This window comes from Streptomyces sp. LaBMicrA B280, assembly GCF_049222185.1.
In the GTDB taxonomy this organism is placed as follows: Bacteria; Actinomycetota; Actinomycetes; order Streptomycetales; family Streptomycetaceae; genus Streptomyces; species Streptomyces murinus.
This window is the reverse complement of the sequence record NZ_JBMJCT010000041.1, coordinates 1-25,617: the sequence shown is the minus strand read 5'-3', so window position 1 is coordinate 25,617 and position 25,617 is coordinate 1. Positions and strand designations below refer to the sequence as shown.

General features: G+C 69.9%; 25 protein-coding genes. 23 read left to right on the top strand and 2 right to left on the bottom strand.

The features are described 5' to 3' along the window. The first annotated feature begins 284 nt into the window (after positions 1–284). Positions 285–869 carry a hypothetical protein gene (locus ACLF5H_RS28170; RefSeq protein ID WP_421678805.1) on the top strand — a complete coding sequence of 195 codons (585 nt, stop codon included), beginning with the start codon at positions 285–287 and terminating at the stop codon, positions 867–869. Between the two features lie 26 nt (positions 870–895). Here the strand turns inward: ACLF5H_RS28170 and ACLF5H_RS28165 are convergent, their stop codons facing one another. Next, positions 896–1,198, bottom strand: a complete 303-nt coding sequence (locus tag ACLF5H_RS28165) for a ferredoxin (RefSeq protein WP_421678804.1) — start codon at positions 1,196–1,198, stop codon at positions 896–898. Between the two features lie 529 nt (positions 1,199–1,727). Here ACLF5H_RS28165 and arc point away from each other — a divergent pair. From arc to prcA, 6 genes are all read left to right on the top strand, one after another. Next, positions 1,728–3,494 carry a proteasome ATPase gene (arc, locus tag ACLF5H_RS28160; RefSeq protein ID WP_421678803.1) on the top strand — a complete coding sequence of 589 codons (1,767 nt, stop codon included), beginning with the start codon at positions 1,728–1,730 and terminating at the stop codon, positions 3,492–3,494. A gap of 232 nt (positions 3,495–3,726) precedes the next feature. Further along, a complete protein-coding gene (dop, locus tag ACLF5H_RS28155; RefSeq protein ID WP_421678802.1) occupies positions 3,727–5,238 on the top strand; it encodes a depupylase/deamidase Dop in 1,512 nt (503 codons plus the stop codon). Between the two features lie 173 nt (positions 5,239–5,411). After that, the gene (locus ACLF5H_RS28150) at positions 5,412–5,630 is read left to right on the top strand and encodes a ubiquitin-like protein Pup (RefSeq protein WP_037651273.1); all 219 of its coding nucleotides are present in this window, start codon (positions 5,412–5,414) and stop codon (positions 5,628–5,630) included. A gap of 32 nt (positions 5,631–5,662) precedes the next feature. Then, a complete protein-coding gene (locus ACLF5H_RS28145) occupies positions 5,663–6,262 on the top strand; it encodes an endonuclease VII domain-containing protein (protein ID WP_421678801.1) in 600 nt (199 codons plus the stop codon). Next, positions 6,214–7,059 carry a proteasome subunit beta gene (gene prcB, locus ACLF5H_RS28140; RefSeq protein WP_421678800.1) on the top strand — a complete coding sequence of 282 codons (846 nt, stop codon included), beginning with the start codon at positions 6,214–6,216 and terminating at the stop codon, positions 7,057–7,059. The genes ACLF5H_RS28145 and prcB overlap by 49 nt, the downstream gene beginning before the upstream one ends. A 61-nt stretch (positions 7,060–7,120) precedes the next feature. Next, positions 7,121–7,870 carry a proteasome subunit alpha gene (gene prcA, locus ACLF5H_RS28135; RefSeq protein WP_421678799.1) on the top strand — a complete coding sequence of 250 codons (750 nt, stop codon included), beginning with the start codon at positions 7,121–7,123 and terminating at the stop codon, positions 7,868–7,870. A 67-nt stretch (positions 7,871–7,937) separates the two neighbouring features. Here the strand turns inward: prcA and ACLF5H_RS28130 are convergent, their stop codons facing one another. After that, positions 7,938–8,960: a LacI family DNA-binding transcriptional regulator gene (locus ACLF5H_RS28130; protein WP_421678798.1), complete on the bottom strand. Its 1,023-nt coding sequence runs from the start codon at positions 8,958–8,960 to the stop codon at positions 7,938–7,940. A 122-nt stretch (positions 8,961–9,082) separates the two neighbouring features. Between ACLF5H_RS28130 and ACLF5H_RS28125 the strand changes: the two genes are divergently transcribed. The 16 genes from ACLF5H_RS28125 to ACLF5H_RS28050 form a co-directional block, all read left to right on the top strand. Beyond that, positions 9,083–10,342: an MFS transporter gene (locus tag ACLF5H_RS28125; protein WP_421678797.1), complete on the top strand. Its 1,260-nt coding sequence runs from the start codon at positions 9,083–9,085 to the stop codon at positions 10,340–10,342. A gap of 9 nt (positions 10,343–10,351) precedes the next feature. Next, positions 10,352–11,713, top strand: a complete 1,362-nt coding sequence (gene pafA / locus ACLF5H_RS28120; protein ID WP_111585210.1) for a Pup--protein ligase — start codon at positions 10,352–10,354, stop codon at positions 11,711–11,713. 149 nt (positions 11,714–11,862) lie between these two features. Then, positions 11,863–12,864, top strand: coding sequence for an FKBP-type peptidyl-prolyl cis-trans isomerase (locus tag ACLF5H_RS28115; protein WP_421678796.1), 1,002 nt, complete (start codon positions 11,863–11,865; stop codon positions 12,862–12,864). Positions 12,865–12,946: 82 nt separating this feature from the next. After that, entirely contained in the window at positions 12,947–13,318 is a 372-nt protein-coding gene (locus tag ACLF5H_RS28110; RefSeq protein ID WP_037651256.1) for an FKBP-type peptidyl-prolyl cis-trans isomerase, read from the top strand. Positions 13,319–13,466: 148 nt separating this feature from the next. Continuing rightward, on the top strand, positions 13,467–14,492 hold the full coding sequence (locus ACLF5H_RS28105) for a helix-turn-helix transcriptional regulator (RefSeq protein WP_421678795.1): 1,026 nt from the start codon (positions 13,467–13,469) through the stop codon (positions 14,490–14,492). A gap of 14 nt (positions 14,493–14,506) precedes the next feature. After that, on the top strand, positions 14,507–15,526 hold the full coding sequence (locus tag ACLF5H_RS28100) for a helix-turn-helix transcriptional regulator (protein WP_051849852.1): 1,020 nt from the start codon (positions 14,507–14,509) through the stop codon (positions 15,524–15,526). A 166-nt stretch (positions 15,527–15,692) separates the two neighbouring features. After that, positions 15,693–15,971 (top strand): hypothetical protein, encoded by a 279-nt coding sequence (locus ACLF5H_RS28095; RefSeq protein ID WP_421678806.1) that lies wholly within the window; start codon positions 15,693–15,695, stop codon positions 15,969–15,971. Positions 15,972–16,035: 64 nt separating this feature from the next. Then, positions 16,036–16,230: a hypothetical protein gene (locus tag ACLF5H_RS28090; protein WP_085562433.1), complete on the top strand. Its 195-nt coding sequence runs from the start codon at positions 16,036–16,038 to the stop codon at positions 16,228–16,230. A gap of 233 nt (positions 16,231–16,463) precedes the next feature. Continuing rightward, positions 16,464–16,751, top strand: a complete 288-nt coding sequence (gene tatA / locus ACLF5H_RS28085) for a Sec-independent protein translocase subunit TatA (protein WP_086810885.1) — start codon at positions 16,464–16,466, stop codon at positions 16,749–16,751. A gap of 47 nt (positions 16,752–16,798) precedes the next feature. After that, on the top strand, positions 16,799–17,740 hold the full coding sequence (gene tatC / locus ACLF5H_RS28080; protein WP_421678794.1) for a twin-arginine translocase subunit TatC: 942 nt from the start codon (positions 16,799–16,801) through the stop codon (positions 17,738–17,740). An 84-nt stretch (positions 17,741–17,824) separates the two neighbouring features. After that, positions 17,825–20,677 (top strand): DEAD/DEAH box helicase, encoded by a 2,853-nt coding sequence (locus tag ACLF5H_RS28075; RefSeq protein WP_421678793.1) that lies wholly within the window; start codon positions 17,825–17,827, stop codon positions 20,675–20,677. Positions 20,678–20,991: 314 nt separating this feature from the next. Beyond that, entirely contained in the window at positions 20,992–22,650 is a 1,659-nt protein-coding gene (locus ACLF5H_RS28070; RefSeq protein ID WP_421678792.1) for an ATP-binding protein, read from the top strand. Beyond that, positions 22,647–23,051 carry a roadblock/LC7 domain-containing protein gene (locus tag ACLF5H_RS28065; RefSeq protein ID WP_037651243.1) on the top strand — a complete coding sequence of 135 codons (405 nt, stop codon included), beginning with the start codon at positions 22,647–22,649 and terminating at the stop codon, positions 23,049–23,051. Before ACLF5H_RS28070 ends, ACLF5H_RS28065 begins: the two co-directional genes overlap by 4 nt. Continuing rightward, on the top strand, positions 23,048–23,572 hold the full coding sequence (locus tag ACLF5H_RS28060) for a DUF742 domain-containing protein (RefSeq protein ID WP_421678791.1): 525 nt from the start codon (positions 23,048–23,050) through the stop codon (positions 23,570–23,572). The genes ACLF5H_RS28065 and ACLF5H_RS28060 overlap by 4 nt, the downstream gene beginning before the upstream one ends. Next, positions 23,553–24,173 carry a GTP-binding protein gene (locus ACLF5H_RS28055; protein ID WP_421678790.1) on the top strand — a complete coding sequence of 207 codons (621 nt, stop codon included), beginning with the start codon at positions 23,553–23,555 and terminating at the stop codon, positions 24,171–24,173. The genes ACLF5H_RS28060 and ACLF5H_RS28055 overlap by 20 nt, the downstream gene beginning before the upstream one ends. A gap of 37 nt (positions 24,174–24,210) precedes the next feature. After that, positions 24,211–25,617: cytochrome P450 (locus ACLF5H_RS28050; RefSeq protein ID WP_421678789.1), on the top strand; the 1,407-nt coding region annotated here is incomplete at its 3' end.

Here is a 25,617-nt window from a genome sequence, read left to right as displayed (position 1 = left end):
CCCCCCCCCCCCCCCCCCCCCCCCCCCCCCCCCCCCCCCCCCCCCCCCCCCCCCCCCCCCCCCCCCCCCCCCCCCCCCCCCCCCCCCCCCCCCCCCCCCCCCCCCCCCCCCCCCCCCCCCCCCGGCGCCCACTCGTTGACACGGCACCAGACCCCCGGCACACCGGCACCCCCTCGCGGGCCCGCCACCACCGGAAATCCCGACCCCGCCGTTCCCACGCCCTGTGACGTGTGGCACCATGCAGGCCACACCCCCCGGCACAGCCCTCACAGGAGACACTCCTCGTGCAGCAATCCGCCGTTCCGGAGCTCGCTCACACCCACACCCGCCCCATCCACTGGCTCGCCACCGCCACCGCCGTGGCAGGCGTCGTGGCGCTCTCCTCCCTCATCCACCCCGGATCGGCCACCGCCGCCCAGCCCACCACGGGCACCCACGCGGCCCCCGCCCCCGGCACCGCCGCCACACCCCCCGGCACCACCGGCGTCACCTTCCCACTCCACTGCGGACCCGAGAAGGCCATCGTCGTCAAAAAAGCCACCGGCGACCTCGACGGCGACGGCCGGCCCGAAACCGTCGCCGTCGTCCACTGCGACAGCGCCATGGGCACCCCACCCGACGGCGTCTACGTCCTCACCCGCGCCGCCGACGGCCACACCCCCCGCGTCGTCGCCACCCTCGTCGACCCCAAGGACCGGCTCACCGTCACCGACTTCGCCCTCCACACCGGCACCGTCAGCGCCACCCTGCTCGGCTACTCCTCCGACGCCGTACCCCGCTGCTGCCCGGACACGAAAACCCCGGCCGCATGGCACTGGAACGGCAAAGCCTTCCTGCGCACCACCCCGGCCGGGGCCCACAGCGTCTGAACGACGCCACGTCCGGAAAACGCGGCTCAATCCGCGTCCGGACCATAAACCTCCACCCTGTCCAAAACCCTGCGCACATGGATGCAGTCACCAGGACACTCCCTGGCCGAATCCACCACATCCGTGAGCAACGGCAACGGCACCGGCGTCGCCGCCCCCGCCTCCTGAAGCAGCTCGTCGTCCGCGCCCTTCACATAGGCCAGACCGTCGATGTCCAGCTCGAACACCTCCGGGGCGTACTGGACACAGATCCCATCGCCGGTACACAGGTCCTGGTCGATCCACACCTCCAGCGCCTCACCGGCCGGGTCCTCCTGCTGCACGGTCACCTCTCCTGACATCGGTACGCCGCACCCCCGGCACAGCACACACCGGCCGGGACCACACCAGCGGCAGTCGAACACGCCCGACCCTACCCCCGCCCCCGGAACCGGCCACCTCCGGCCACCTCCGGCCACCAACGGGTTTCCACCCCCACCGGCTCGGGTACGAGCGCTCGACCAGAAACAGGACGCCCCACACCCCGGACGCACACTTCCAGCCACGCCCACCATGACACCGCCAGGCCATACCGTCGCTCTACGTGATGACCGTACGAGCGGCTCCCAGCCTGCCCAAGAACCCGCCCACCCGGCCCGGAGCCGACAACTCCGGCCACTCCCGAAGGGATTCGACCACGCCAACCAAGGAACAAGCCGCTTCCCCATCACGTTGAGTGGGTATCCCCTCCGTGCGAGGGAGTGCGCACCGGGTGACCGACGACACACCTTGACAGTCATTGTGATCTAGGGGTTTCAATCGACACCCACCCAGGTAGGGTCTGGAAGCGTCCAGCTCCCCTTGGAGGAGGTGAGGACCGTGGCAGCCCACGACGACGACATGAACCGCGGCATCCGCCCGGGACGCGGGTCCGACGACCCGGCCGGGCAGATCGCCTACCTTGAGCAGGAGATCGCCGTCCTGCGACGCAAGCTCGCCGACTCTCCGCGACACACGAGGATTCTCGAAGAGCGGATCGTCGAGCTGCAGACGAACCTGGCCGGCGTGTCCGCCCAGAACGAACGACTGGCCAACACCCTCCGCGAGGCCCGCGACCAGATCGTGGCCCTCAAGGAAGAAGTCGACCGGCTCGCCCAGCCGCCGGCCGGCTTCGGAGTCTTCCTGCAAGCCAACGAGGACGGCACCGCCGACATCTTCACCGGCGGCCGCAAGCTCCGCGTGAACGTCAGCCCCAGCGTCGACCTCGACGACATGCGGCGCGGCCAGGAAGTCATGCTCAACGAAGCGCTCAACGTGGTCGAGGCCATGGCCTACGAGCGCGTCGGCGACATCGTCACCCTCAAGGAGATCCTCGAGGACGGCGAACGCGCCCTCGTCCTCGGACACACCGACGAAGAACGAGTGGTCCGCCTCGCCGAACCCCTCCTCGACGTCACCATCCGACCCGGCGACGCCCTGCTGCTCGAACCCCGCTCCGGATACGTCTACGAAGTCGTCCCCAAGAGCGAGGTCGAGGAACTCGTCCTCGAAGAAGTCCCCGACATCGGCTACGAAGCCATCGGCGGCCTCGGCAACCAGATCGAAGCCATCCGCGACGCCGTCGAGCTTCCCTACCTCTACCCCGACCTCTTCAAGGAGCACGAGCTGCGCCCGCCCAAGGGCGTCCTGCTCTACGGCCCCCCCGGCTGCGGCAAGACGCTCATCGCCAAGGCCGTCGCCAACTCCCTCGCCAAGAAGGTCGCCGAAGTCACCGGCCAAGCCGCCGGCAAGAGCTTCTTCCTCAACATCAAGGGGCCCGAGCTCCTCAACAAGTACGTCGGCGAAACCGAACGCCAGATCCGCCTCGTCTTCCAGCGAGCCCGCGAGAAGGCCAGCGAAGGAACCCCCGTCATCGTCTTCTTCGACGAGATGGAATCCCTCTTCCGCACCCGCGGCTCCGGCGTCAGCTCCGACGTCGAGAACACCATCGTCCCCCAGCTCCTCGCCGAGATCGACGGCGTCGAAGGCCTCCAGAACGTGGTCGTCATCGGCGCGTCCAACCGCGAGGACATGATCGACCCCGCCATCCTGCGCCCCGGCCGCCTCGACGTGAAGATCAAGATCGAACGTCCCGACGCCGAGGCCGCCAAGGACATCTTCGGCAAGTACCTCACCGAGCGGCTCCCCCTCCACACGGACGACCTCGGCGAACACAGCGGCGACAAGAACGCCACGGTCCAAGCCATGATCCAGACCGCGGTCGAGCAGATGTACGCCGAATCCGAGGAAAACCGCTTCCTGGAAGTCACCTACGCCAACGGAGACAAGGAAGTCCTCTACTTCAAGGACTTCAACTCCGGCGCCATGATCGAGAACATCGTCGGCCGCGCCAAGAAAATGGCGATCAAGGACTTCCTCGAAAAGACCCAGAAGGGACTCCGCGTCTCCCACCTCCTCCAAGCCTGCGTGGACGAGTTCAAGGAGAACGAAGACCTGCCCAACACCACCAACCCCGACGACTGGGCCCGCATCTCCGGAAAGAAGGGCGAACGGATCGTCTACATCCGCACCCTCATCACCGGAAAGCAGGGCGCGGACACCGGACGCTCCATCGACACGGTGGCCAACACCGGTCAGTACCTGTAAAAGCGGGGCGGCTGCGGGTGCCCACCACGGGTACCCGCAGCCGACTGTTTTTCTGGCCACGACCGGAGCAGGCAATGACGCAAATGATCTCCCCACCAGCGCAAAGGCGTTCTAGGCTCTTTCCTACCGCCGAGTCGCGCAGTGCGGGCACGGGCACCGCACACGCACCGGAGCGCCAGCGGTACGTGAGCGGCACCCATCACCGAGGGCGCCGCCGGGCAAGGAGGGCCGCATGACCGTACGGCGAGTAATGGGCATCGAGACGGAGTACGGCATCTCCGTCCCCGGCCATCCCAACGCCAATGCCATGCTCACCTCGTCCCAGATCGTCAACGCCTACGCCGCGGCGATGCACCGGGCCCGCCGGGCCCGCTGGGACTTCGAGGAGGAGAACCCGCTGCGCGACGCGCGAGGCTTTGACCTCGCCCGGGAGACCGCCGACGCCAGCCAGCTCACCGACGAGGACATCGGCCTCGCCAACGTGATCCTCACCAACGGCGCGCGACTCTACGTCGACCACGCCCACCCCGAATACAGCGCCCCCGAGGTCACCAACCCCCGCGACGCCGTCCTGTGGGACAAGGCCGGCGAACGCATCATGGCCGAGGCCGCCGAACGAGCCGCCCAGCTCCCCGGCGCCCAGCCCATCCACCTCTACAAGAACAACACCGACAACAAGGGCGCCTCCTACGGCACGCACGAGAACTACCTCATGCGCCGCGAGACCCCGTTCTCGGACATCGTGCGCCACCTGACGCCCTTCTTCGTCTCCCGCCAGGTCTTCGCCGGCGCCGGACGCGTCGGCATCGGCCAGGACGGCCACGAACACGGCTTCCAGCTCAGCCAGCGCGCCGACTACTTCGAGGTCGAGGTCGGTCTGGAGACCACCCTCAAGCGCCCCATCATCAACACCCGCGACGAACCCCACGCGGACGCCGAGAAGTACCGCCGCCTGCACGTGATCATCGGCGACGCCAACCTCTCGGAGATCTCCACCTACCTCAAACTCGGTACCACCTCCCTCGTCCTCGCCATGATCGAGGACGGCTTCATCGCGGTCGACCTGGCCGTGGACCAGCCGGTCCGCACCCTCCACCAGGTCTCCCACGACCCCGGCCTCAAGCACCTGGTCACCCTCCGCAGCGGCCGCACACTCACCGCCGTACAGCTCCAGATGGAGTACTACGAGCTGGCCCGCAAATACGTCGAGGAACGCCACGGCGCCGACGCCGACGAACAGACCCGGGACGTCCTCAGCCGCTGGGAGGACACCCTCACCCGGCTGGAGAACGACCCCATGAGCCTCGCCGGCGAACTGGACTGGGTCGCCAAGCGCGAACTCATGGAGGGCTACCGCCGCCGCGACGACCTCGACTGGGACGCCGCCCGGCTCCACCTGGTCGACCTCCAGTACGCCGACGTACGGCCCGAGAAGGGCCTGTACAACCGGCTGGCGGCCCGCGGCCGGATGAAGCGCCTGCTGGACGAGTCCGAGGTCGAGAGGGCGCGCACCAAGCCGCCGGAGGACACCCGGGCGTACTTCCGCGGCCGCTGCCTGGAGCAGTACGCCGACGACGTCGCCGCGGCCAGCTGGGACTCGGTCATCTTCGACCTCCCCGGGCGGGATTCCCTCCAGCGCGTTCCAACCCTGGAACCGCTACGCGGAACGCGAAATCACGTCAAGGAGCTGCTGGACCGCTGCCGTACCGCGGAAGACCTGGTCAGGGTGCTTTCGGGCGGGTGAGCGGGGCCAGGGGGGTACTCGGTGCGGTCCGTGACGGCGGGTGGAAATCCCGTCGCCCGGGAATCATCGAGATGGCCCCCGTACGTTGCACGAACTGCGGGGCCGATGTCGGACCCGGCTTGTAGGGTCTGATCATCACCGATCGGCAGGCTAACTGAGCGGGGTGAGGGTTTATGGCAACCAAGGACACCGGCGGCGGCCAGCAGAAGGCCACACGGTCCACCGAAGAGGTCGAGGAGCAGGCGCAGGACGCCCAGTCCTCCGAGGACCTCAAGGAACGACAGGAGAAGCTGTCGGACGACGTGGACTCCGTCCTGGACGAAATCGATGATGTGCTCGAGGAAAATGCCGAGGACTTCGTGCGGTCCTTCGTTCAGAAGGGTGGAGAGTAGGTTTCACCTTTGAATCGAAGGATCTCCGGGGGATGGGGTTGGAAAGCGAAGATGGAGTGAAGCGTTGCCCGCGGTGCGCGCAGTACAGGCCGCGGGCAGCGTTCGCGCGGAACAAGGCGATGCCGGACGGGCTCCAGTGCTACTGCCGAGAATGCGCGTCTGAGTACCACCAGGCCCGCCAGCTGGCCAAGGGGAAGAACGTCCGTCCTCGGGGGGTGGCGCCTGAAGGGCACAAGTTCTGTCGTAGCTGCGGAGAAATCAAGCCGCACACTGAGTGGCATCGCAACGTAAGCGCGTCCGACGGTCTCTCGACGAGCTGCAAGGCCTGTCGGGCGGTGAAGGCGCGCGCGGATCATCTGAAGCGTCAGTACGGCATGACCGAAGCCGAGCGTGACGCGATGGTCGCCTCCCAGCGGGGCTTGTGCGTGATCTGCCTGAAGGCTCCGGCCGCGCATGTGGATCACTGTCACAAGACGGGTAGGGTCCGTGGCGTACTGTGCTTCAACTGCAATTCGGCCATCGGCAAGTTGGGAGACGATCCCGACGCCGTACGCCGGGCCGCCGCCTATCTGGAAGGAAACTCGTGGAAGCCAATACTCGTGGCACCGGGCGTCTACCAGCTGCCTTCCTGACGCCCGGGTCCTCCTCCTTCATGGATTTCCTCGCCGGGCACCAGCCGGAGATGCTCCCCGGGAACCGGCAGCTGCCCCCGACGCAGGGGGTGATCGAGGCGCCGCACGGCACCACCATCGTGGCCGTCACCTTCCCCGGCGGCGTGGTGCTCGCCGGTGACCGCCGGGCGACCATGGGCAATATGATCGCGCAGCGGGACATCGAGAAGGTGTTCCCGGCGGACGAGTACTCCGCGGTGGGCATCGCGGGCACCGCCGGTCTCGCCGTGGAGATGGTGAAGCTCTTCCAGCTGGAGCTGGAGCACTTCGAGAAGGTCGAGGGTGCCCAGCTGTCCCTGGAGGGCAAGGCCAACCGGCTGTCGACGATGATCCGTTCCAACCTCGGCATGGCCATGCAGGGCCTGGCCGTGGTGCCCCTGTTCGCGGGGTACGACGTGGACCGGGACAAGGGCCGGATCTTCTCGTACGACGTGACGGGCGGCCGTTCCGAGGAGCACCAGTTCGCGGCGACGGGTTCCGGCTCGGTCTTCGCCCGGGGCGCGATGAAGAAGCTGTTCCGTGCCGACCTTACGGAGGAGCAGGCCACCACGCTGGTGGTGCAGGCCCTCTATGACGCGGCTGACGACGACTCGGCGACCGGTGGTCCCGATGTCGCCCGCCGGATCTACCCGATCATCACCGTGATCACTGAGGACGGTTTCCGCCGGCTCACCGGGGAAGAGGCCTCCGAGATCTCCCGTTCGGTGCTCCAGCGGCGCCTGGAGGAGCCGGACGGTCCCAAGGCCGCGCTGCTCTGAGCGCGGCCCGGTTCTTGACAAGGTGATCACAGTGACCATGACAGAAAGGGACGGATAACCGGTGTCGACGCCGTTCTATGTCTCACCTCAGCAGGCGATGGCCGACCGGGCGGAGTACGCCCGCAAGGGCATCGCTCGTGGCCGCAGCCTGGTGGTCATGCAGTACGCCGACGGCATCGTGTTCGTCGGCGAGAACCCGTCCCGCGCGCTGCACAAGTTCAGCGAGATCTACGACCGGATCGGCTTCGCGGCGGCCGGTAAGTACAACGAGTACGAGAATCTGCGCATCGGCGGTGTCCGTTACGCCGATCTGCGTGGTTACACCTATGACCGGGACGATGTGACGGCCCGCGGTCTGGCCAATGTGTACGCCCAGACGCTGGGCACCATCTTCTCCTCGGCGGCCGAGAAGCCGTACGAGGTGGAGCTGGTGGTGGCGGAGGTGGGGGAGACCCCGGAGGGCGACCAGATCTACCGGCTGCCGCACGACGGTTCCATCGTGGACGAGCACGGTTCGGTCGCGGTGGGTGGCAACGCGGAGCAGATCAGCAACTTCCTGGACCAGCGGCACCAGGACGGGATGAGTCTGGCCGAGGCGCTGAAGCTGGCCGTGCAGGCGCTGTCGCGGGACACGAACGGCGGCGAGCGGGAGATTCCTGCGGAGCGCCTCGAGGTCGCGGTGCTGGACCGTACGCGGCCGCAGAAGCGGAAGTTCAAGCGGATCGTGGGCCGGCAGCTGGCGCGGCTGCTGGAGGCGGACGGTGCGGCCGTGGTCGCGGACGGCTCGGAGGAGTCCGACGACGCGGAGTAGTCCGCCGCCTTCCTGGTTCTGAAGTGCTTCGCGATGCCCCGGCCGGTTCGGCCGGGGCATCGCGCGTTCAGTCCTGGGGGGCCCGTGGGGGCGCGGTGGAGCCGCGTACGACGAGGTGGACGGGGATGTCGCCGCCGTGGGGTTCGTGGCCCTCCAGGACGGTGAGGAGGGCGTGCATGCCGCGTTCGCCGAAGAGTTCGGCGTCGAGGTGGACGGTGGTGAGTTCGGGGTCGAGGGCGGTGGCGAGGGCGAGGTCGTCGAGGCCGGTGACGGAGAGGTCGTCGGGGATGCGCAGGCCGAGGCGGCGGGCGGCCTTGTAGGCGCCGGCGGCGAGTTTGTCGTCGTCGCAGACGATGGCGGTGGGGCGGGGGCTCCGGGCGGTGAGGGCGGCTTCGGTGGCGGTGCGGGCGCCGTCGATGGAGATGGGTGCGCGGGCGGTGCTCAGTTCGGTGCCGGGGGTGGTGGCGAGGCGGGTGGTGAGTTCGCGGGCGCGGGCCTCGAAGGTCCAGGAGGGTACGTCGGCGGCGAGGTGCAGGATGCGGCGGTGGCCGAGGCCGAGGAGGTGGTCGGTGACCTGGCGGATGCCGTCGGCGATGTCGAGGTTGACGGTGGCGGCGCCGGGGCTGGCGGTGGGGTCGCTGTCGAGCATGACGAGGGGGAGGCGGTCGCCGCGGATGGCGGTGAGGGCGTCGGCGGCCATGGAGGAGGCGAGGACGCCGTCGAGGGCGGCCTGGGCGGAGGCGAAGGGGTCGCGGGCGGGGCCGATGCCTTCGGGGGAGGGGTAGAGGACGACGCCGAAGCCGTGCTGGGCGGCGACGCGGGCGGCGCCGGTGTAGACGCCGGCGAAGAATTCGGTGGTGAGGGCGGGGACGACGAGGAGGACGGTGCGGGTGCGGCCGAGGCGGAGGTTGCGGGCGGCGAGGTTGGGCCGGTAGTCGAGGGCGCGGGCGGCCTCGCGGACGCGTTCGGCGGTGGCTTCGGAGACGCGGCCGCGCCATTTGTCGCCGAGGACGAGGGAGACGGCGGCCTGGGAGACGCCGGCCGCGTGGGCCACGTCGCGGCTGGTGGGTCGCGTGCTGCTGCGTGCCACGGGTGGGCCTGCTCCTTCGCCTGGACGCCTGAACAGCGCACATGGTACGTATGAGAGCGGAAGTTATACGTAACACTTCGGGCGTCGAGGCGCTCGGTGCGAGCCACGGGAGGCGCCGCGACATGGCCACGGGTTATCTGGAGATACTCCGGGCGCGGCATGCGCTGCGGCTGCTGACGGGCACGTTGGTGGGCCGGTTGCCCAATGCGACGGCGGCGATCGCCCTGGTGCTGTTCGTGCGGGCGTCGGGCGGTACGTACAGCCTGGCGGGCGCGCTGGCGGCGGTGTACGGCGTCGCGAACGCGGTGGGGCAGCCGGTGCTGGGCCGGCTGGTGGATCTGTACGGGCAGCCGCGGGTGCAGTTGCCCGCGGCGGTGCTGGCGGCGCTGTCGATGACGGTGTTCGCGTTCGTGGGCACCGGTTCGCTGCCGCTGGCGTATGCGGCGGTGGCGGCCTCGGGGCTGTGCGCGCCGCCGCTGGAGGGCGGGCTGCGGGCGTTGTGGCCGTCGGTGCTGCGGGGCGAGGAGCAGGTGCACTCGGCGTACGCGATGGACGCGGTGGCGCAGGAGGTCATGTTCACGGTGGGGCCGCTGCTGGTGACGGTGTGCGCGGCGGTGTGGGACGCGCGGGCGGCGCTGCTGGTGCTGAATGTGCTGGGGGTGCTGGGCGCGCTGTCGGTGGTGGTGTCGCAGCCGTCGCGGGCGTGGCGGTCGGCGCCGCGGGAGGCGCACTGGCTGGGTGCGCTGCGTTCGCCGGGGTTGCTGGTGCTGCTGGGGGCGTTCCTGTTCGTGGGGATGGCGCTGGGTTCGATCACGGTGGCGTCGGTGTCGTACGCGGACGGTCATGGTGGGGACGCGGTGTACGGCTGGTTGATGGCGGGGCTGGGGCTGGGTGCCCTGGTGGGTGGTTCGGTGTACGGGGCGCGGCAGTGGGCGGGGGTGCCGGAGCGGCGACTGCGGGTGCTGGTGGCGCTTCTGGCGGTGTGTTATCTGCCGTTGATGCTGATGCCGGGTGCGGTGGCGATGGTGTTGCTGTCGGTGGTGTCGGGGGTGTTTCTGGCGCCGTGTATCGCGTGTGCGTTCATCCTGGTGGACCGGCATGCGCCGCGGGGGACGGTCACGGAGGCTTTCTCGTGGCTGGTGACGACGTTCACGGTGGGTGCGTCGGTGGGTACGGGTCTTGCGGGGCCGGTGGTCCAGGCCGGTGGCACGGTGTGGGGTTTCGCGGTGCCGGGTGCCGCCGGGGTGGTGTCGTTGCTGGTGTTGCTGGCGACGGGGCGGGTCCTCGCAGCTCCTGCGCGGGGGGCGGTGGTTGCGGCTTCATCGGAAAATGATCCAAATCGTGCTGTCGAACCCCGTTTCAGCTCAACGGATCGGGCGTAATGTTCCCTCATGGACCGCCGCATTTTCGGGCTGGAGAACGAGTACGGCGTCACGTGCACGTTCAGGGGACAGCGCCGCCTGTCGCCTGACGAGGTGGCGCGGTACCTCTTCCGCCGTGTCGTGTCATGGGGCCGCAGCAGCAATGTCTTTCTGCGGAACGGCGCCCGGCTGTATCTCGACGTGGGCTCACATCCGGAATACGCGACACCCGAGTGTGACAATGTGATCGAACTGGTCACCCACGACAAGGCCGGCGAGCGCATTCTCGAGGGACTCCTGGTGGACGCGGAACGACGCCTGCACGAGGAGGGAATCGCGGGCGACGTCTACCTGTTCAAGAACAACACCGATTCGGCGGGTAACTCGTACGGCTGCCATGAGAACTATCTGGTGGCGCGGCACGGCGAGTTCTCCCGGCTCGCGGACATTCTGATCCCGTTCCTGGTCACGCGGCAGTTGCTGTGCGGCGCGGGGAAGGTGCTGCAGACTCCGCGGGGTGCCGTGTACTGCGTGAGTCAGCGTGCCGAGCACATCTGGGAGGGCGTGTCGTCGGCGACGACGCGTTCCCGGCCGATCATCAACACCCGTGACGAGCCGCACGCGGACGCGGAGCGCTACCGCCGGCTGCATGTCATCGTGGGCGACTCGAACATGTCGGAGACGACGATGCTGCTGAAGGTCGGGGCGACCGACCTGGTGCTGCGGATGATCGAGGCGGGCACGGTGATGCGGGATCTGACCCTGGAGAACCCGATCCGGGCGATCCGCGAGGTCAGTCATGACATCACGGGGCGGCGCAAGGTGCGTCTGGCCAGTGGCCGGGAGGCGTCGGCGCTGGAGGTGCAGCGCGAGTACTTCGACAAGGCGGTGGACTTCTGCGACCGCCGCGGGATCCGTACGGGCACGGTGGAGCGGGTCCTGGAGCTGTGGGGCCGCACCCTGGACGCGATCGAGTCGGAGGAGCTGGACCGGATCGAGACCGAGATCGACTGGGTGATGAAGTACAAGCTCATCGAGCGGTACCGGGCCAAGCACAACATGACGATGTCGCATCCGCGGGTCGCGCAGATAGACCTCGCGTATCACGACATCCACCGTCGGCGCGGGTTGTACTACCTGCTGGAGAAGAAGGGGCAGGCGGCGCGGGTCTGCGATGATGTGCGGATCTTCGAGGGCAAGTCGGTTCCGCCGCAGACGACCCGGGCGCGGCTGCGCGGTGACTTCATCCGGCGGGCGCAGGAGCAGCGCCGGGACTTCACGGTGGACTGGGTGCATCTGAAGCTCAACGACCAGGCGCAGCGCACCGTGTTGTGCAAGGACCCGTTCCGTTCGGTGGACGACCGGGTGGAGAAGCTGATCGCCGGAATGTAGCGATCGGGCTGGTTGTGGTGGGTGTGGCGTTGCGGTGGTGGTGTGCCGCAACGCCACACGCGCGTCGTGCGTTTCGTGTGCGGCGCCCGTGTCGGTCGTAGAGTTGCGCGCACGTCATCCGCAAGACCGACCGATTACGAGGCTCTTCCGTGCGCCGACGTTCGCTTCTTCTCGCCGCCGTTCCCGCTGGACTGGTCACGCTCGCCGGGTGTGGCGGCAAGTCCGGTTCGAGTCAGGCCGGTGCGTCTCCGTCGCCCTCGGCGCCGAGTGCGCCGCCGCCCAAGATCGTGGACGGTCCGCTGCCGGCGATCACGGCGGGTACGCGGTTCGGTGAGAAGCCGACGGTGGCGAAGGGCCCGGGTGCGCCGTCGAAGAATCTGGCGGTGCGGACGGCGATTCCGGGTACGGGTCGTACGGTCGCGGAGAACGACTTCGTCCAGGCGAACTATCTGGGTCAGATCTGGGACACCGGCAAGGTGTTCGACAATTCGTACGATCGGCATGCGCCGTTGGTGATGCAGTTGGCGCAGGGCTCTCTGATCGACGGCTGGCGGTACGGTCTGGTCGGGAAGAAGACGGGCAGCCGGGTGGAGATCGCGGTGCCGCCGACCTGGGGTTATGGCAAGGCGGGTAATCCGCAGGCGGGGATCAAGGGGACGGACACGCTGGTGTTCGTCGTCGATGTGATCGATTCGTTCAACTCGAAGAGTTCGGCGAGTGGGCGGGCTGTGCCGCAGAATGATCCGGCGCTGCCGAAGGTCTCCACGGTCACCAATGGCACGGTTCCGGTGGTGAAGGTCCCGCACACGGACGCGCCGGACAAGCTGGTGTCCACGTATGTGCTGGAGGGTGACGGTCCGGAGCTGAAGGCGGATCAGACGGTGCTGTGCCAGTTCCAGGGGCTGGTGTGGGAGGGCGGCAAGACGTTCCAGCGGACGTACGGTTCGGGGCGGTTGAGCCAGTTCTCGCTGGAGCAGATGCAGGAGACGGTCAAGGGTCTGGCGCAGGGGCTGGTGGGCAAGAAGGTGGGCAGCCGGGTGCTGGTGGTGGTGCCGCCGCAGCTGGGGTACGGCGACACTCCGCCGAGCGGCAGCCCGGTCGGCAAGGGGGCGACGCTGGTGTTCACGGTGGACATCCTGGCCGCGATGTAGGGGGTGTCCGTGTAGGGCGGTGGGGGTGCGGGGATGAAAGACTGTCCGTGTTTCGTGTCGTACCTACGCAGGAGCTTTTGACGTGAACATCGAGAAGCCCGAGATCGACTTCCCCGAGGGCGACGCCCCGAAGGACCTTGAGATCAAGGACATCTGGGAGGGCGAGGGGCCGGTCGCCGAAGCGGGTCAGAACGTGACCGTGCACTACGTCGGTGTCGCCTTCAGCACCGGCGAGGAGTTCGACGCCAGCTGGAACCGCGGCACCCCGTTCCGCTTCCCGCTGGGTGGCGGCCGCGTCATCGCGGGCTGGGACCGCGGTGTGCAGGGCATGAAGGTCGGTGGCCGGCGTCGGCTGACCATTCCGGCCCACCTCGCCTACGGCGACCAGAGCCCGACTCCGGCGATCAAGCCGGGCGAGACGCTGATCTTCGTGGTGGACCTGCTCGCGGTCTGAGCCGTACCCGAGCCATCGGCCGTTTCCGACCGGATCCGACCGTCTGGGGCCCATGCCTGTCCGGGCATGGGCCCTCGGCTTTTGTCCCCGCGCCCGGGAGCGGTACGGTCGACGGTCGGAAGCACAAAACAGAAGGCGAAGGGCGTCGATGGCCATTGCCAAGGCCGAGCGGCTGATGAACCTCGCGCTGTGTCTGCTCGGCGCACGGCGGCCGCTCAGCAAGCGCGAGCTGCGCGACTCGATCGAGGCATACGTCGAGGCCGCGAGGCCGGACAGGGGTGCGGCCGCGAGGCCGGACAGGGGCGTATCCGTGCGGCCCGAGAAGGGCGGGAGCGGCAGCGACGACTCCTTCAACCGGATGTTCGAGCGCGACAAGGACGATCTGCGCGAGCTGGGCCTGGTGATCGAGACCGTCGAGAACCTCGACGGCGAGGTCGGCTATCTCGCCCGCCGCGACAGCAACCGGCTGCCGCCCATCACCCTGGACGCCGAGGAGGCCGCCGCCCTGGGCCTGGCCGCCAAGGTCTGGCAGCAGGCCCGGCTCGCCGGTGCCGCCAGCGGTGCCCTGCAGAAGCTGCGCGCCGCCGGGCTGCCCGAGGAGGTCGACCCCTACGAGGGGCATGCCGCGCTGGAGCCGCGCATCCCGGTGCACGAGGCCGCCTTCGAGCCGCTGATGCTGGCCTGCCGCGACCGCCGCCCGGTCCTGTTCGACTACCGCAAGGCCTCCGCCGCCCATCCCGAGCCCCGGCATGTCGAGCCCTGGGCGCTGGAGTGCTGGCGCGGCCACTGGTACCTGGCCGGGTTCGACCGGGACCGGGGCGCCGAGCGTGTCTTCAGGCTGTCCCGGATCACCGGCAGGGTCCGCGCGCGCGGTACGGGCTTCACCGCGCCCGTGCCCGACGTGGTGACCGTGCGGGAGACCGTGGCGGGCTGGGCCGGTGAGACGGCGGATCGTTCGGCGCTGATCCGGCTGCGGTCCGGCGCCGGGTACCCGCTGCGGGCGAAGGCCGCGAAGGTGCGGGAACTCGGGGACGGCTGGGACGAGTTGGAGATTCCGTACGGCCATGGCCTGGACGCCTGGCTGGTGGAGTTCGGGCCGGATGTGGTGGTCGTGGAGCCGGCCGAGCTGCGGGCCGATGTGGTGGACCGGCTGCGCGCCGTGGCCAAGGGCTGAGGGGGAGCAGGACTGTGGCAGGCAAACCGGCCAGGGCCGTCAACGCCATCGACCAGACCCGGCGGATGCTCTCCCTGGTGACGTATCTGCGGGAGCGGCCGGGCGCCCGGATCGCGGACGTGGCCCGCGCCTTCGGGATCACCGAGGACGAACTGGTCGCCGACCTCGATCTGCTGCCGATGTGCGGGACCAGTTTCCGCGGCGGCGATCTGCTGGACATCGACACCGACGGTGAGCGCATCTGGTGGCACAACCCGGCCGCGCTCGGCGAGGAGGCCGCGGAGCCGCTGCGGCTGGCCGCCGACGAGGCCACCGCGCTGCTGGTGGCCGCCCGTGCCGTCGCCACCCTGCCGGGCCTGCGCGAGGGCGACCGGCAGGCGCTGCTGCGGGCCACCGCCAAGGTGGAGACCGCGGCCGGTGAGGCCGCGGGCGCCAGTTCCCGGCTGTCGGTGACCTTCGAATCGGAGGGCGGTGTCTTCGCGGACGTGGACCGCGCCATCTCCGAGCGCCGCCGCCTGTGGATCCGCTACTACTCACCGGCCCGTGACGAGGTCACCGAGCGGGAGATCGACCCGATCCGGCTGGTCAGCGTCGGTCACACCTATGTCGAGGCGTGGTGCCGCCGCTCGGAGGCCCGGCGCACCTTCCGACTCGACCGGGTCGCCGAGATCCGCATCCTGGACGAGCCGTCCGCGCCGCCCGAGGTGGAGCTGCGCGACCTCTCCGAGGCGCTGGTGCAGCCGGCCGCCGAGGATCCCGAGGTGGTCGTCGAGGTCGGGCCGGGCGGCCGCTGGGTCGCCGAGTACTACCCGCACGACAGCGCCGAGGAGCTGTCCGACGGCGGGCTGCGTATCACCCTGCGCACCCCCGAGCCGGCCTCTCTGCGCCGTCTGGCGCTGCGCCTGGGCCGGGACGGCCGGATCGTCTCCCCGCCCGAGCTGGCCGACAGCGCCCGCCGCGCGGCCGCCGAGGCGCTGGCGGCGTACGACGTCCCGCACGGACCGGCGCCGGAAGCCGCCGGGGCGCGCGGATGAGCCGCCGGGTGGCGGGTCCCGCCCGTTCCTTAGGGCGTGCCCGCCGTGCGCGACCGGGGCGTCCGGGGCGGCCGGCAGGCGGGCGAGTGGCGGTTCGGCCGGTGGTTCGACCGGCGGAAGAGGAGTGACGGCTGTGAACGAGTCCGCGGTGTCCGAGGTGTCCGAGATGTCCGAGGCGAGCGGGATGACGGTGGCGACCGCGTTCGCGGGGATGCGGGGCGTGGCCCCCGTGGTGTTCCGGGCCGGCTGCCCGGACTGCCGGGGCCGCTTCGAGCTGTCCGCGGGCGCGCTGCGCCTGGCCATCGGCGCCAGCGACCGGACCACGTTCTACTCCTTCACCTGCCCCGACTGCGGTGCCGCGGTCCGTAAACCGGCGGGGGAGCGCATCGTGGAGCTGCTGACGGACGGCGGGGTGCGGACCCTGCGGCTCCACTCGGCGGTGTGACCGGCCGCCGCCCCCGGTGCGGCCGGGTGCGGGGCGGGTCGCCGGACGGTCTAGGCTCGGCGTCATGTTCTGGCCGATGTTCGCGGTAGCCATGGGGTTCCTGGGCCTCGCCGTCCTGGGAGTCCTCGCCGTCCGGGTGTTCGTGGAGGCGCGGCGCCTCGGGCGACAGGTCGCGGACTCCGCGCAGCGCATCAACCGGGCGGCCGAGGACCTGGAACGGTCGGCGGTGAGCGCGGTCCGGGCGGTGGACGCCCTGTGATGTCGTCTTGTGATGCGCTTTGGGTCACTTCGCCCTGTCACCCCGCCGCTTCGGCCAGGTACGCTGCTGGTCGCGGCCCGGAGATCGAGGCGCGGTCCGCAGAGCTGGAGTACGCACGGGGTGTGTCCGACGTTCACCCCCGGGCGATACGATCGCTGCCGGCACGATGGTCGGACACCTGTCCGATCAGTCGGACAAGCCGTCGCCCCGCCTCAGTGAGAAGGTGAAGACTTATGTTCCGCAACGCACTTGAGCCGTGGCACCTGGTGCTTCTGGTGCTGGTCATCGTCCTCGTGTTCGGTTCCAAGAAGCTCCCGGACATGGCTCGTTCCCTCGGCAAGTCCGCTCGCATCCTGAAGAGCGAGGCCAAGGCGATGAAGGACGACGGCGGCAAGCAGAACGCCACCGCGGCCCAGTCCGCCGAGGAGCCGGCTCCCGCGCAGCGCACGATTCAGGCCGCGCCCGGCGATGTGACCAGCTCCCGCCCGGTCAACGAGCCGACCGACTCCACCCAGCGCTGACGCGAGGACCGGGGGTCCCGGTCCGCTGCACGAGATGAGGATGTGGGTTGCCCAAGTCCGCCCGCACGGAGAGGGACCCCGAGGGGCGCATGCCGCTCGGGGATCACTTGCGTGAGCTGCGCAACCGGCTCACCAAGGGTGTCCTGGCGATCGTCGTCGTCACGATCGTCTCCGCCTTCTTCTACAAGGACATCATCGACTTCATCACCGCGCCGCTGCTGCGGTCGGTGGGCTGCCACCAGTCCTTCGGTGAGCTGTCGAAGGCCAGCAAGGACACCCACTGCGCGCACATCACGATCGGTGACCTGCTGGGCCCGTTCACGCTGGCGCTGAAGGCGTCGCTGACCGCCGGTGTGGTGCTGGCCTCCCCGGTCTGGCTCTACCAGCTGTGGGCGTTCGTCGCGCCCGGTCTGCACCGCCACGAGAAGAAGTACGCGTACGCGTTCGTCGGCTTCGGCGTGCCGCTGTTCCTCAGCGGCGGCTTCCTCGCGTACCACGTGCTGCCCATCACGGCGAAGGTGATGATCGACCTCACCCCGTCCGGGGTGGAGAACCTGCTGTCGCTGGACAAGCTGCTCGACCTGGTCACGCGCATGGTCGTGGTCTTCGGTCTCGCCTTCGAGATGCCGCTGCTGCTGGTCATGCTGAACCTGACGGGCATCCTGTCCGGCAAGCGCATGCTCGGCTGGTGGCGTGCCATGGTCGTCGGTATCGCCGCCTTCGCGGCGGTGGCCACGCCCGGCGCGGACCCGATGTCGATGCTGGCGCTGGCGGCGCCGATCTGGGCGCTGTTCTTCATCGCGGTGGGCTTCTCGCTGATCAACGACCGGCGCCGGGCCCGCCGCGCGGACGACGGACTGTCGGACGACGAGGCCTCGGAGCTGGACCTCACGCCCGAGGCGGTCGGCGAGGTGGAGTCCGTGAGCGCGAGCTCCGCCCCCGAGCTGCCGGGCAAGGACCACGTCAACGGCTACGACGATGTGACCTGACCCACAGCGTGGCGAGGCGTACCGCCCCCGGACCGGGTTCTCCCGGGCCGGGGGCGTTTCTCTGCTCAGCGCACGTTCCGGATAATGATCGTCCTGTTGTCGGTGGGGCCCGGTACGCTCGAAAGCACGATGACAGAGGATCTCTCTCCGGCCGAGCGGTACGCGGCGGCCCGCAAGCGGGCAGCCGAGCAGGCCACCGCGCTCGCGTCCTTCCGCGAGATGTACGACTTCGGCCTCGACCCCTTCCAGATCGAGGCCTGCCAGGCACTCGAAGCCGGCAAGGGCGTGCTGGTCGCCGCCCCGACCGGCTCGGGCAAGACGATCGTGGGCGAGTTCGCCGTCCACCTCGCCCTGCTCCAGGGCAAGAAGTGCTTCTACACGACACCCATCAAGGCGCTGTCGAACCAGAAGTACGCCGATCTGTGCCGCCGCTACGGCGCGGACAAGGTCGGCCTGCTCACCGGCGACAACAGCGTGAACTCCGAGGCGCCGGTGGTCGTGATGACCACCGAGGTGCTCAGGAACATGCTGTACGCGGGCTCCCAGACCCTGCTGGGCCTCGGCCATGTGGTCATGGACGAGGTGCACTACCTCTCCGACCGCTTCCGCGGGGCCGTCTGGGAGGAGGTGATCATCCATCTGCCCGCCTCCGTGACCCTGGTCTCGCTCTCGGCGACCGTGTCGAACGCGGAGGAGTTCGGCGACTGGCTGGACACCGTCCGCGGCGACACCGAGGTGATCGTCTCCGAGCACCGGCCCGTGCCGCTGTTCCAGCATGTGCTGGCCGGGCGGCGGATGTACGACCTGTTCGAGGAGGGGGAGGGCCACAAGAAGGCCGTCAACCCCGACCTGGCGCGCCTTGCCCGCATGGAGGCGACCCGGCCGTCGTACCAGGACCGCCGCCGGGGACGGTCGATGCGGGAGGCCGACCGGGAGCGGGAGCGCCGGCAGCGTTCACGGGTGTGGACGCCGGGCCGGCCCGAGGTCATCGAGCGCTTGGACGCCGAGGGCCTGCTGCCGGCCATCACCTTCATCTTCAGCCGCGCCGGCTGCGAGGCCGCCGTACAGCAGTGTCTGTACGCGGGGCTCAGGCTGAACGACGAGGAGGCGCGGGAGCGGGTCCGGGCCCTGGTCGAGGAGCGCACCGCCCATATCGCCTCGGAGGACCTGCATGTCCTCGGGTACTACGAGTGGCTGGAGGGTCTGGAGCGGGGCATCGCCGCCCATCACGCGGGGATGCTGCCGACCTTCAAGGAGGTCGTGGAGGAGCTGTTCGTGCGCGGCCTGGTCAAGGCCGTGTTCGCCACCGAGACCCTCGCGCTCGGCATCAACATGCCCGCCCGCTCGGTGGTGCTGGAGAAGCTCGTCAAGTGGAACGGCGAGCAGCACGCCGACATCACGCCGGGCGAGTACACCCAGCTGACGGGCCGTGCGGGCCGGCGGGGCATCGATGTCGAGGGCCATGCGGTGGTGCTCTGGCAGCGGGCCATGAGCCCCGAGCACCTGGCCGGTCTCGCGGGCACGCGTACGTATCCGCTGCGCTCCAGCTTCCGGCCGTCGTACAACATGGCGGTCAATCTGGTCGAGCAGTTCGGGCGGCACCGTTCGCGTGAGCTGCTGGAGACGTCGTTCGCGCAGTTCCAGGCGGACCGTTCGGTGGTCGGGATCTCCCGGCAGGTGCAGCGCAACGAGGAGGGTCTCGCCGGTTACCAGGCCTCCATGACCTGCCATCTCGGCGACTTCGAGGAGTACGCGCGGCTGCGGCGGGAGCTGAAGGACCGGGAGACGGAGCTGGCCCGGCAGGGCGCCCACCAGCGGCGGGCCGAGGCGGCCACGGCGCTGGAGAAGCTCAGGCCGGGCGATGTCATCCATGTGCCCACCGGCAAGTACGCGGGGCTCGCCCTGGTGCTGGACCCGGGTCTGCCCGCCGGCCGTTCCAACGGGCATCGCGGCTTCGAGCACCAGGACGGGCCACGCCCGCTGGTGCTGACGGCCGAGCGGCAGGTCAAGCGGCTGGCGTCGATGGACTTCCCGGTGCCGGTGGAGCCGCTGGACCGGATGCGGATCCCCAAGTCGTTCAACCCGCGCTCTCCGCAGTCCCGCCGGGACCTGGCGTCCGCGCTGCGTTCCAAGGCCGGGCACATCCCGCCGGAGCGGGCCCGCAAGAAGCGCTCCCAGGCCGCCGACGACCGGGAGATCGCCCGGCTGCGCACCGCGCTGCGCGCGCATCCCTGCCATGGGTGCGACGACCGTGAGGACCACGCCCGCTGGGCCGAGCGCTACCACCGGCTGCTGCGTGACACCTCGCAGCTGGAGCGCCGGATCGAGGGCCGTACGAACACCATCGCGCGGACCTTCGACCGGATCGTGGCCCTGCTGACCGAGCTGGACTATCTGCGCGGCAATGAGGTCACCGAGCACGGGCGGCGGCTCGCCCGGCTCTACGGCGAACTGGACCTGCTGGCCAGCGAATGCCTGCGCGAGGGCGTCTGGGAGGGCCTCGCGCCCGCCGAACTCGCCGCGTGCGTCTCGGCGTTGGTGTACGAGTCACGGCTCAGCGACGACGCCACGGCGCCCAAGGTGCCCTCCGGCAAGGCGAAGGCCGCGCTGGGGGAGATGGTGCGGATCTGGGGCCGGCTCGACGGTCTGGAGGAGGACTTCCGGATCAGCCAGACCGAGGGCGTGGGCCAGCGCGAGCCCGATCTCGGTTTCGCCTGGGCCGCCTATATGTGGGCGTCGGGCAAGGGCCTGGACGAGGTGCTGCGCGAGGCGGAGATGCCCGCGGGCGACTTCGTGCGCTGGTGCAAGCAGGTGATCGATGTGCTGGGGCAGATCTCCGCGGCGGCGCCCCGCGAGGGCTCGACCGTGGCCAAGGCCGCGCGCAAGGCCGTCGACCAGCTGCTGCGGGGCGTGGTGGCCTACTCGTCGGTGGGCTGACCGGCATCTCGGCGACGACCGGCTCATCCTTCGGGGTGAGCCGGTTTTCGTATGCCCGTACACCCTGACCGAACGTGTTCGAATGGAAGCTCAGCGTGTAAATGGGGCTGAGCGTACTCCTGGTGCCGGGGGATTTCAGGCGGTCGCTGAATATGACACGGCGATGATCCGGTCGGACTAAGCTCGCCCGCGGCGCACCAAGTTGAGGTAATTCGCGCGCCTGTTCCCAAACATGCCGAAGATCCGATCTGTGCCATGAATCTTCCCCCCGAAAACCCTCCCGACACCCAGCCGATCCGTCCCAGAAGGCATCCATGGTGAGTGTTCCGAAGCCGCCCGGTCGCCGGGAACGTCCCTACGCCCGCGTCCTGTTGCCGCCCGTCATAGTGATGGCCGTGGCGAGCGCGGTCGCCGTCGCCCTGGTGCCGCAGCCGGCGCGGGTCGCCGTCGGCCTGTGCGGGGCCCTCGCCGTACTGCTCGTCCTGGTCACCGGCGCCGAGGCCGCCCGGCGCGGCCGGCTGCTGCGCGAGGAGCAGGCCGCCCGCGCCCGCGACACCGCTTATCTGGAGGAGCGGCTCGCCGACCACGAGGCGCTGGTCCACCGCTTCGCGGTCGACATCCTGCCGTGGGGCTTCGCCCGGCTCTCGCGCGGCGAGATGCTCCGCGACGTCCTGGCGAACGTCTACGACGCCGACCCCGATCTGCGCGTCCTGCCCGACGTCTACCGCGAGATGACCCGGGTCGCGCTGCGCGGCGCCGACCATGAGATCACCATGCGGATCGCCACCGAGCGCTCCTTCGTCAGCATCGCCCGCCGCGTCCAGGCCATCGTGCACCAACAGGCCGTGGAACTGCGGGAGATGGAGGAGGACCACGGCCGCAACCCCGAGGTCTTCGACGACCTGCTGCGGCTGGACCACGGCAGCTCGCTGATCGGCCGGCTCGCCGACACCATCGGCGTCCTCGGCGGCGGCCGCCCCGGCCGCCAGTGGCCCCTGCCGGTGTCCCTCTACAGCACCCTGCGCGGCGCCATGTCCCGGATCCTGGACTATCACCGGATCCATCTGGCGTCGATCTGCAACATCAACATCAAGGGCACCGCGGTCGAGCCGGTCATCCACGCCGCCGCCGAACTCTTCGACAACGCCACCCGCTACTCGCCGCCCACCACCAAGGTGCATGTCACCGCCGTGGAGGTGCAGACGGGCATCGTCATCGAGATCGAGGACGCCGGGGTCAGCCTCAACGAGGAGTCCCGGATCCGCATCGAGAAGATGATCGAGGACGCCAAGAACGGCGACGACGCGCACAACCTCGGCGACAACCCGCGCCTCGGCCTCGCCGTCGTCGGGCGGTTGTGCAAGCAGTTCGACATGGAGGTCTCGCTGCGCACCTCCGCGTACGGCGGGCTGCGCGCGATCCTCATCGTGCCGCGCGTGATGACCACCACCGAGCCCGGCGTCGGCGTCGCCCACGGCATCGGCGCGACCGGCATCCCGATGCCCGAACTCGGCGCCGTCGAGGGCCCCAAGCGCCGGCCCAAGAAGCGCCGCCCCACCAGCCCCAAGATCCCCGCCGGGATCTCCATGGAGGACGACGTCCCCGAGGTCACCGAGTGGACGGCGGGCGGGCTGCCGCAGCGCCGCAGCCGGATGAAGGTCCCGCTGAGCCAGCGCTGGGCCGAGGAGGCCGCCATCGAGCGGGCCGAACGCGAGGGCCGCCCCACCATCTGGTCCCAGACCCGCCAGGAGCCCGAGCCCGAGCCGGAATGCGACCCCGAGCGCAAGAAGCTCATCGAACGCCCGCCGGGCATGTGGATCGACGACTTCTTCGACGGACTGCGCAAGGGCATGCCCGAGGGCGCCACCGCCCCCGAGCTGACCGACTTCACGCTCAACCCCACCAAGTACCTGCACCTGATCGATGACTCGGCCGCCCCCACCGAGGCCGACGACGAGGGGACCGTCCAGTGATCCAGCAGCGAGGCAACTTCGACTGGATGCTCAAGCAGCTCAACGACGGAGTGCCGGGCATCGAGATGATCGTGGTGCTCTCCTCCGACGGCCTGCGCATCGCCCGCTACGGCGGCGATCCCGACGCCGCCGACCGGGTGGCCGCCGCCTGCGCGGGCGTGCAGAGCCTGGCCGGCGCCATCATCCAGGAGATCCCCGGCGCGGGCGAGATGAAGGTCGTCGTCGTGGAGATCGAGGGCGGCTACTTCTATCTGATGAACGCGGGCGCCAACGCCTACCTCGCCGTGCTCGCCGACGTCACCTGCGAACCGGGCCGGATGAGCGGCATGATGCGCGACCTCGTCGTGCGGATCGGCGCCCACCTCACCAGTCCGCCCCGGCGGGACGGGCAGACCGTATGACCCCTCCACGACGACAACGACGCCGGCCGAACCCGCCGAGCCCGCCACCGTCCCCGTCCTCGCCGCGGTTACGGCCGCCCCCGTACGCCGATACGACGGACGACCGTACCCCGCACGGCACGACGGACGGCCGGTCCCCGCACGGCGCCGCGGACGGGCCGCACGCACACGGCACCCCGGGCGGCCAGCCCCCGCCCCGCAACCCCGAGCGGCTCTACGCCGTCACCGGGACCGCCGACGGCGGCCGCGCCGAACTCGACCTGGTGACCCTGATCGTGGCCCGCCGGACCCCGCCGCCCGGCGCCTCGCCGGAGCACACGGCGGTGCTCGACCTGTGCGCCGCCCCGCTGTCCCTGGCCGAGCTGTCGGCCTATCTCGCCCTGCCGTTCAGCGCGATGACCGTACTGATCACGGAGATGATCACGGCCGAACTGGTGCAGGCGCGCGCCCCGGCCACCCGCCGTACGGCCCCCGACCGTTCCCTCCTCGAAGCGGTGATGCATGGACTTCAAAGGCTCTGACACGATCCCCGGACCGCGCACCGCGGACCAGCTGCCGCACACGGCCCAGGCCGCGGTGAAGATCGTGATCGTGGGCGGCTTCGGCGTCGGCAAGACCACCATGGTCGGCTCCGTCAGCGAGATCAAACCGCTGACCACCGAGGAGACCATGACCCAGGCCGGCATCGGGATCGACGACGACTACGGCTCCGAGTCCAAGACCGCCACCACCGTCGCCATGGACTTCGGCCGGATCAGCATCACCGACAAACTGGTGCTCTACCTGTTCGGCACCCCAGGACAGGAGCGCTTCTGGTTCCTGTGGAACGGCCTGTTCGAGGGCGCGCTCGGCGCGGTCGTGCTCGTCGACACCCGGCGCCTGGAGGTCAGCTTCGACGTCATGGGCCGCCTGGAGGAACGCGGCGTGCCCTTCGTGGTCGCCGTCAACTCCTTCCCGGACGCGCCCCGTTACCCCGTGGAAGAACTGCGCACCGCGCTCGATCTGACCCCCGAGATCCCGATCATCGACTGCGATGTGCGCCGCCGGGCCTCCAGCAAGGACGTGCTGCTCACCCTGATGCGGTTCCTGCACTCGCTCGCCCTCTCCGGCGCCCTCACCTGACTCACCCGCACTCCTTCTCCGTTCCGGAGCGATCACTGTGACGCCTGAACACCAGCCGCCGACCGGCACCTCGGCCACCGGCACCCACGACCCCCTGTTCGGCCCGCCGCCCGGCTGCCCCGCGCACGGGCTCGGCCCCCGGGGACCGCACCGCCTCTACGGCGCGGGCGCGGAGGACCTGGACGACCTCTACGAACGGCTGCGCGAGCAGTACGGCCCGGTCGCCCCCGTACTGCTGCACGACGACGTACCGATGTGGGTGGTGCTCGGGCACGCCGAGAACCTCCAGGTGGTGCGCAGCCCCTCGCAGTACACCCGGGACAGCCGCATCTGGGCCCCGCTCCTGGACGGCCGGGTCAAACCGGACCACCCGCTGATGCCGCACATCGCCTGGCAGCCCATCTGTTCCCATGTCGAGGGCGACGAACATCTGCGGCTGCGCAACGCGGTCACCTCCGCCATGGCCACCATCGACCACCGCAGCGTCCGCCGGCACATCGGCGGCCACACCCAGCACCTGGTCAACAGCTTCTGCGAGCGGGGCCGCGCCGATCTCGTCGCCCAGTTCGCCGAACATCTGCCGATGGCCGTGCTGTGCGAGATCCTCGGCATGCCCGAGGAGTACAACGACCGGATGGTGCAGGCCGCCCGCGACGCCCTCAAGGGCACCGAGACCGCCATCCAGAGCCACGCCTACGTCATGGACGCGCTCAACCGGCTCACCCTGCGCCGCCGCGCCCGGCCCGAGGACGACTTCACCAGCCACCTCGTCATGCACGAGGCGAGGCTCAGCGACGACGAGGTCCGTGAACACCTGCGGCTCGTCCTGTTCGCCGCCTACGAGGCCACCGCCAACCTGCTCGCCAACGCGCTGCGCATGGTCCTGACCGAACCGGGGTTCCGCGCCCGGCTCAACGGCGGGCAGATGACCGTGCCCGAGGCGATCGAGCAGTCCCTGTGGGACGAGCCGCCCTTCAGCACCGTCTTCGGCTACTACGCCAAGCAGGACACCGAACTGGGCGGGCAGCGCATCACCAAGGGCGACGGCATCCTGTTCGCGCCCGCGCCGGGCAACATCGACCCGCGGGTACGGCCCGATCTGGCCGCGAGCATGCAGGGCAACCGCTCCCACCTCGCCTTCGGCGGCGGCCCGCACGAGTGCCCGGGGCAGGACATCGGGCGCGCCATCGCCGACGTCGGCGTGGACGCCCTGCTGACCCGGCTGCCGGACGTCCAACTGGCCTGCGCCGAGGACGATCTGCGCTGGCGCTCCTCCATCGCCTCCCGGCACCTGGTGGCGCTGCCGGTGCGGTTCGAACCCAAGCCGCAGCAGGACGCCGACATGCCGCCCCGCGCCTACGCGGGCCCCGGCCTGCCCGCCGATCTGCGGCTGCCCGCCCAGCGCCGGGAGTCGCAGGGCGCGGCGCTCCCCGCCGCCGTGCCG

Coding starts and splice junctions, on each gene's coding strand:
- ACLF5H_RS28105 (WP_421678795.1), top strand. CDS start 13,467: ATGGCCATTGCCAAGGCCGAGCGGCTGATGAACCTCGCGCTGTGTCTG.
- dop (WP_421678802.1), top strand. CDS start 3,727: ATGACCGTACGGCGAGTAATGGGCATCGAGACGGAGTACGGCATCTCC.
- ACLF5H_RS28090 (WP_085562433.1), top strand. CDS start 16,036: ATGTTCTGGCCGATGTTCGCGGTAGCCATGGGGTTCCTGGGCCTCGCC.
- ACLF5H_RS28075 (WP_421678793.1), top strand. CDS start 17,825: ATGATCGTCCTGTTGTCGGTGGGGCCCGGTACGCTCGAAAGCACGATG.
- tatA (WP_086810885.1), top strand. CDS start 16,464: ATGTTCCGCAACGCACTTGAGCCGTGGCACCTGGTGCTTCTGGTGCTG.
- ACLF5H_RS28095 (WP_421678806.1), top strand. CDS start 15,693: ATGTCCGAGGCGAGCGGGATGACGGTGGCGACCGCGTTCGCGGGGATG.
- ACLF5H_RS28145 (WP_421678801.1), top strand. CDS start 5,663: ATGGGGTTGGAAAGCGAAGATGGAGTGAAGCGTTGCCCGCGGTGCGCG.
- ACLF5H_RS28070 (WP_421678792.1), top strand. CDS start 20,992: ATGGTGAGTGTTCCGAAGCCGCCCGGTCGCCGGGAACGTCCCTACGCC.
- ACLF5H_RS28150 (WP_037651273.1), top strand. CDS start 5,412: ATGGCAACCAAGGACACCGGCGGCGGCCAGCAGAAGGCCACACGGTCC.
- ACLF5H_RS28060 (WP_421678791.1), top strand. CDS start 23,048: ATGACCCCTCCACGACGACAACGACGCCGGCCGAACCCGCCGAGCCCG.
- ACLF5H_RS28055 (WP_421678790.1), top strand. CDS start 23,553: ATGGACTTCAAAGGCTCTGACACGATCCCCGGACCGCGCACCGCGGAC.
- ACLF5H_RS28125 (WP_421678797.1), top strand. CDS start 9,083: ATGGCCACGGGTTATCTGGAGATACTCCGGGCGCGGCATGCGCTGCGG.
- pafA (WP_111585210.1), top strand. CDS start 10,352: ATGGACCGCCGCATTTTCGGGCTGGAGAACGAGTACGGCGTCACGTGC.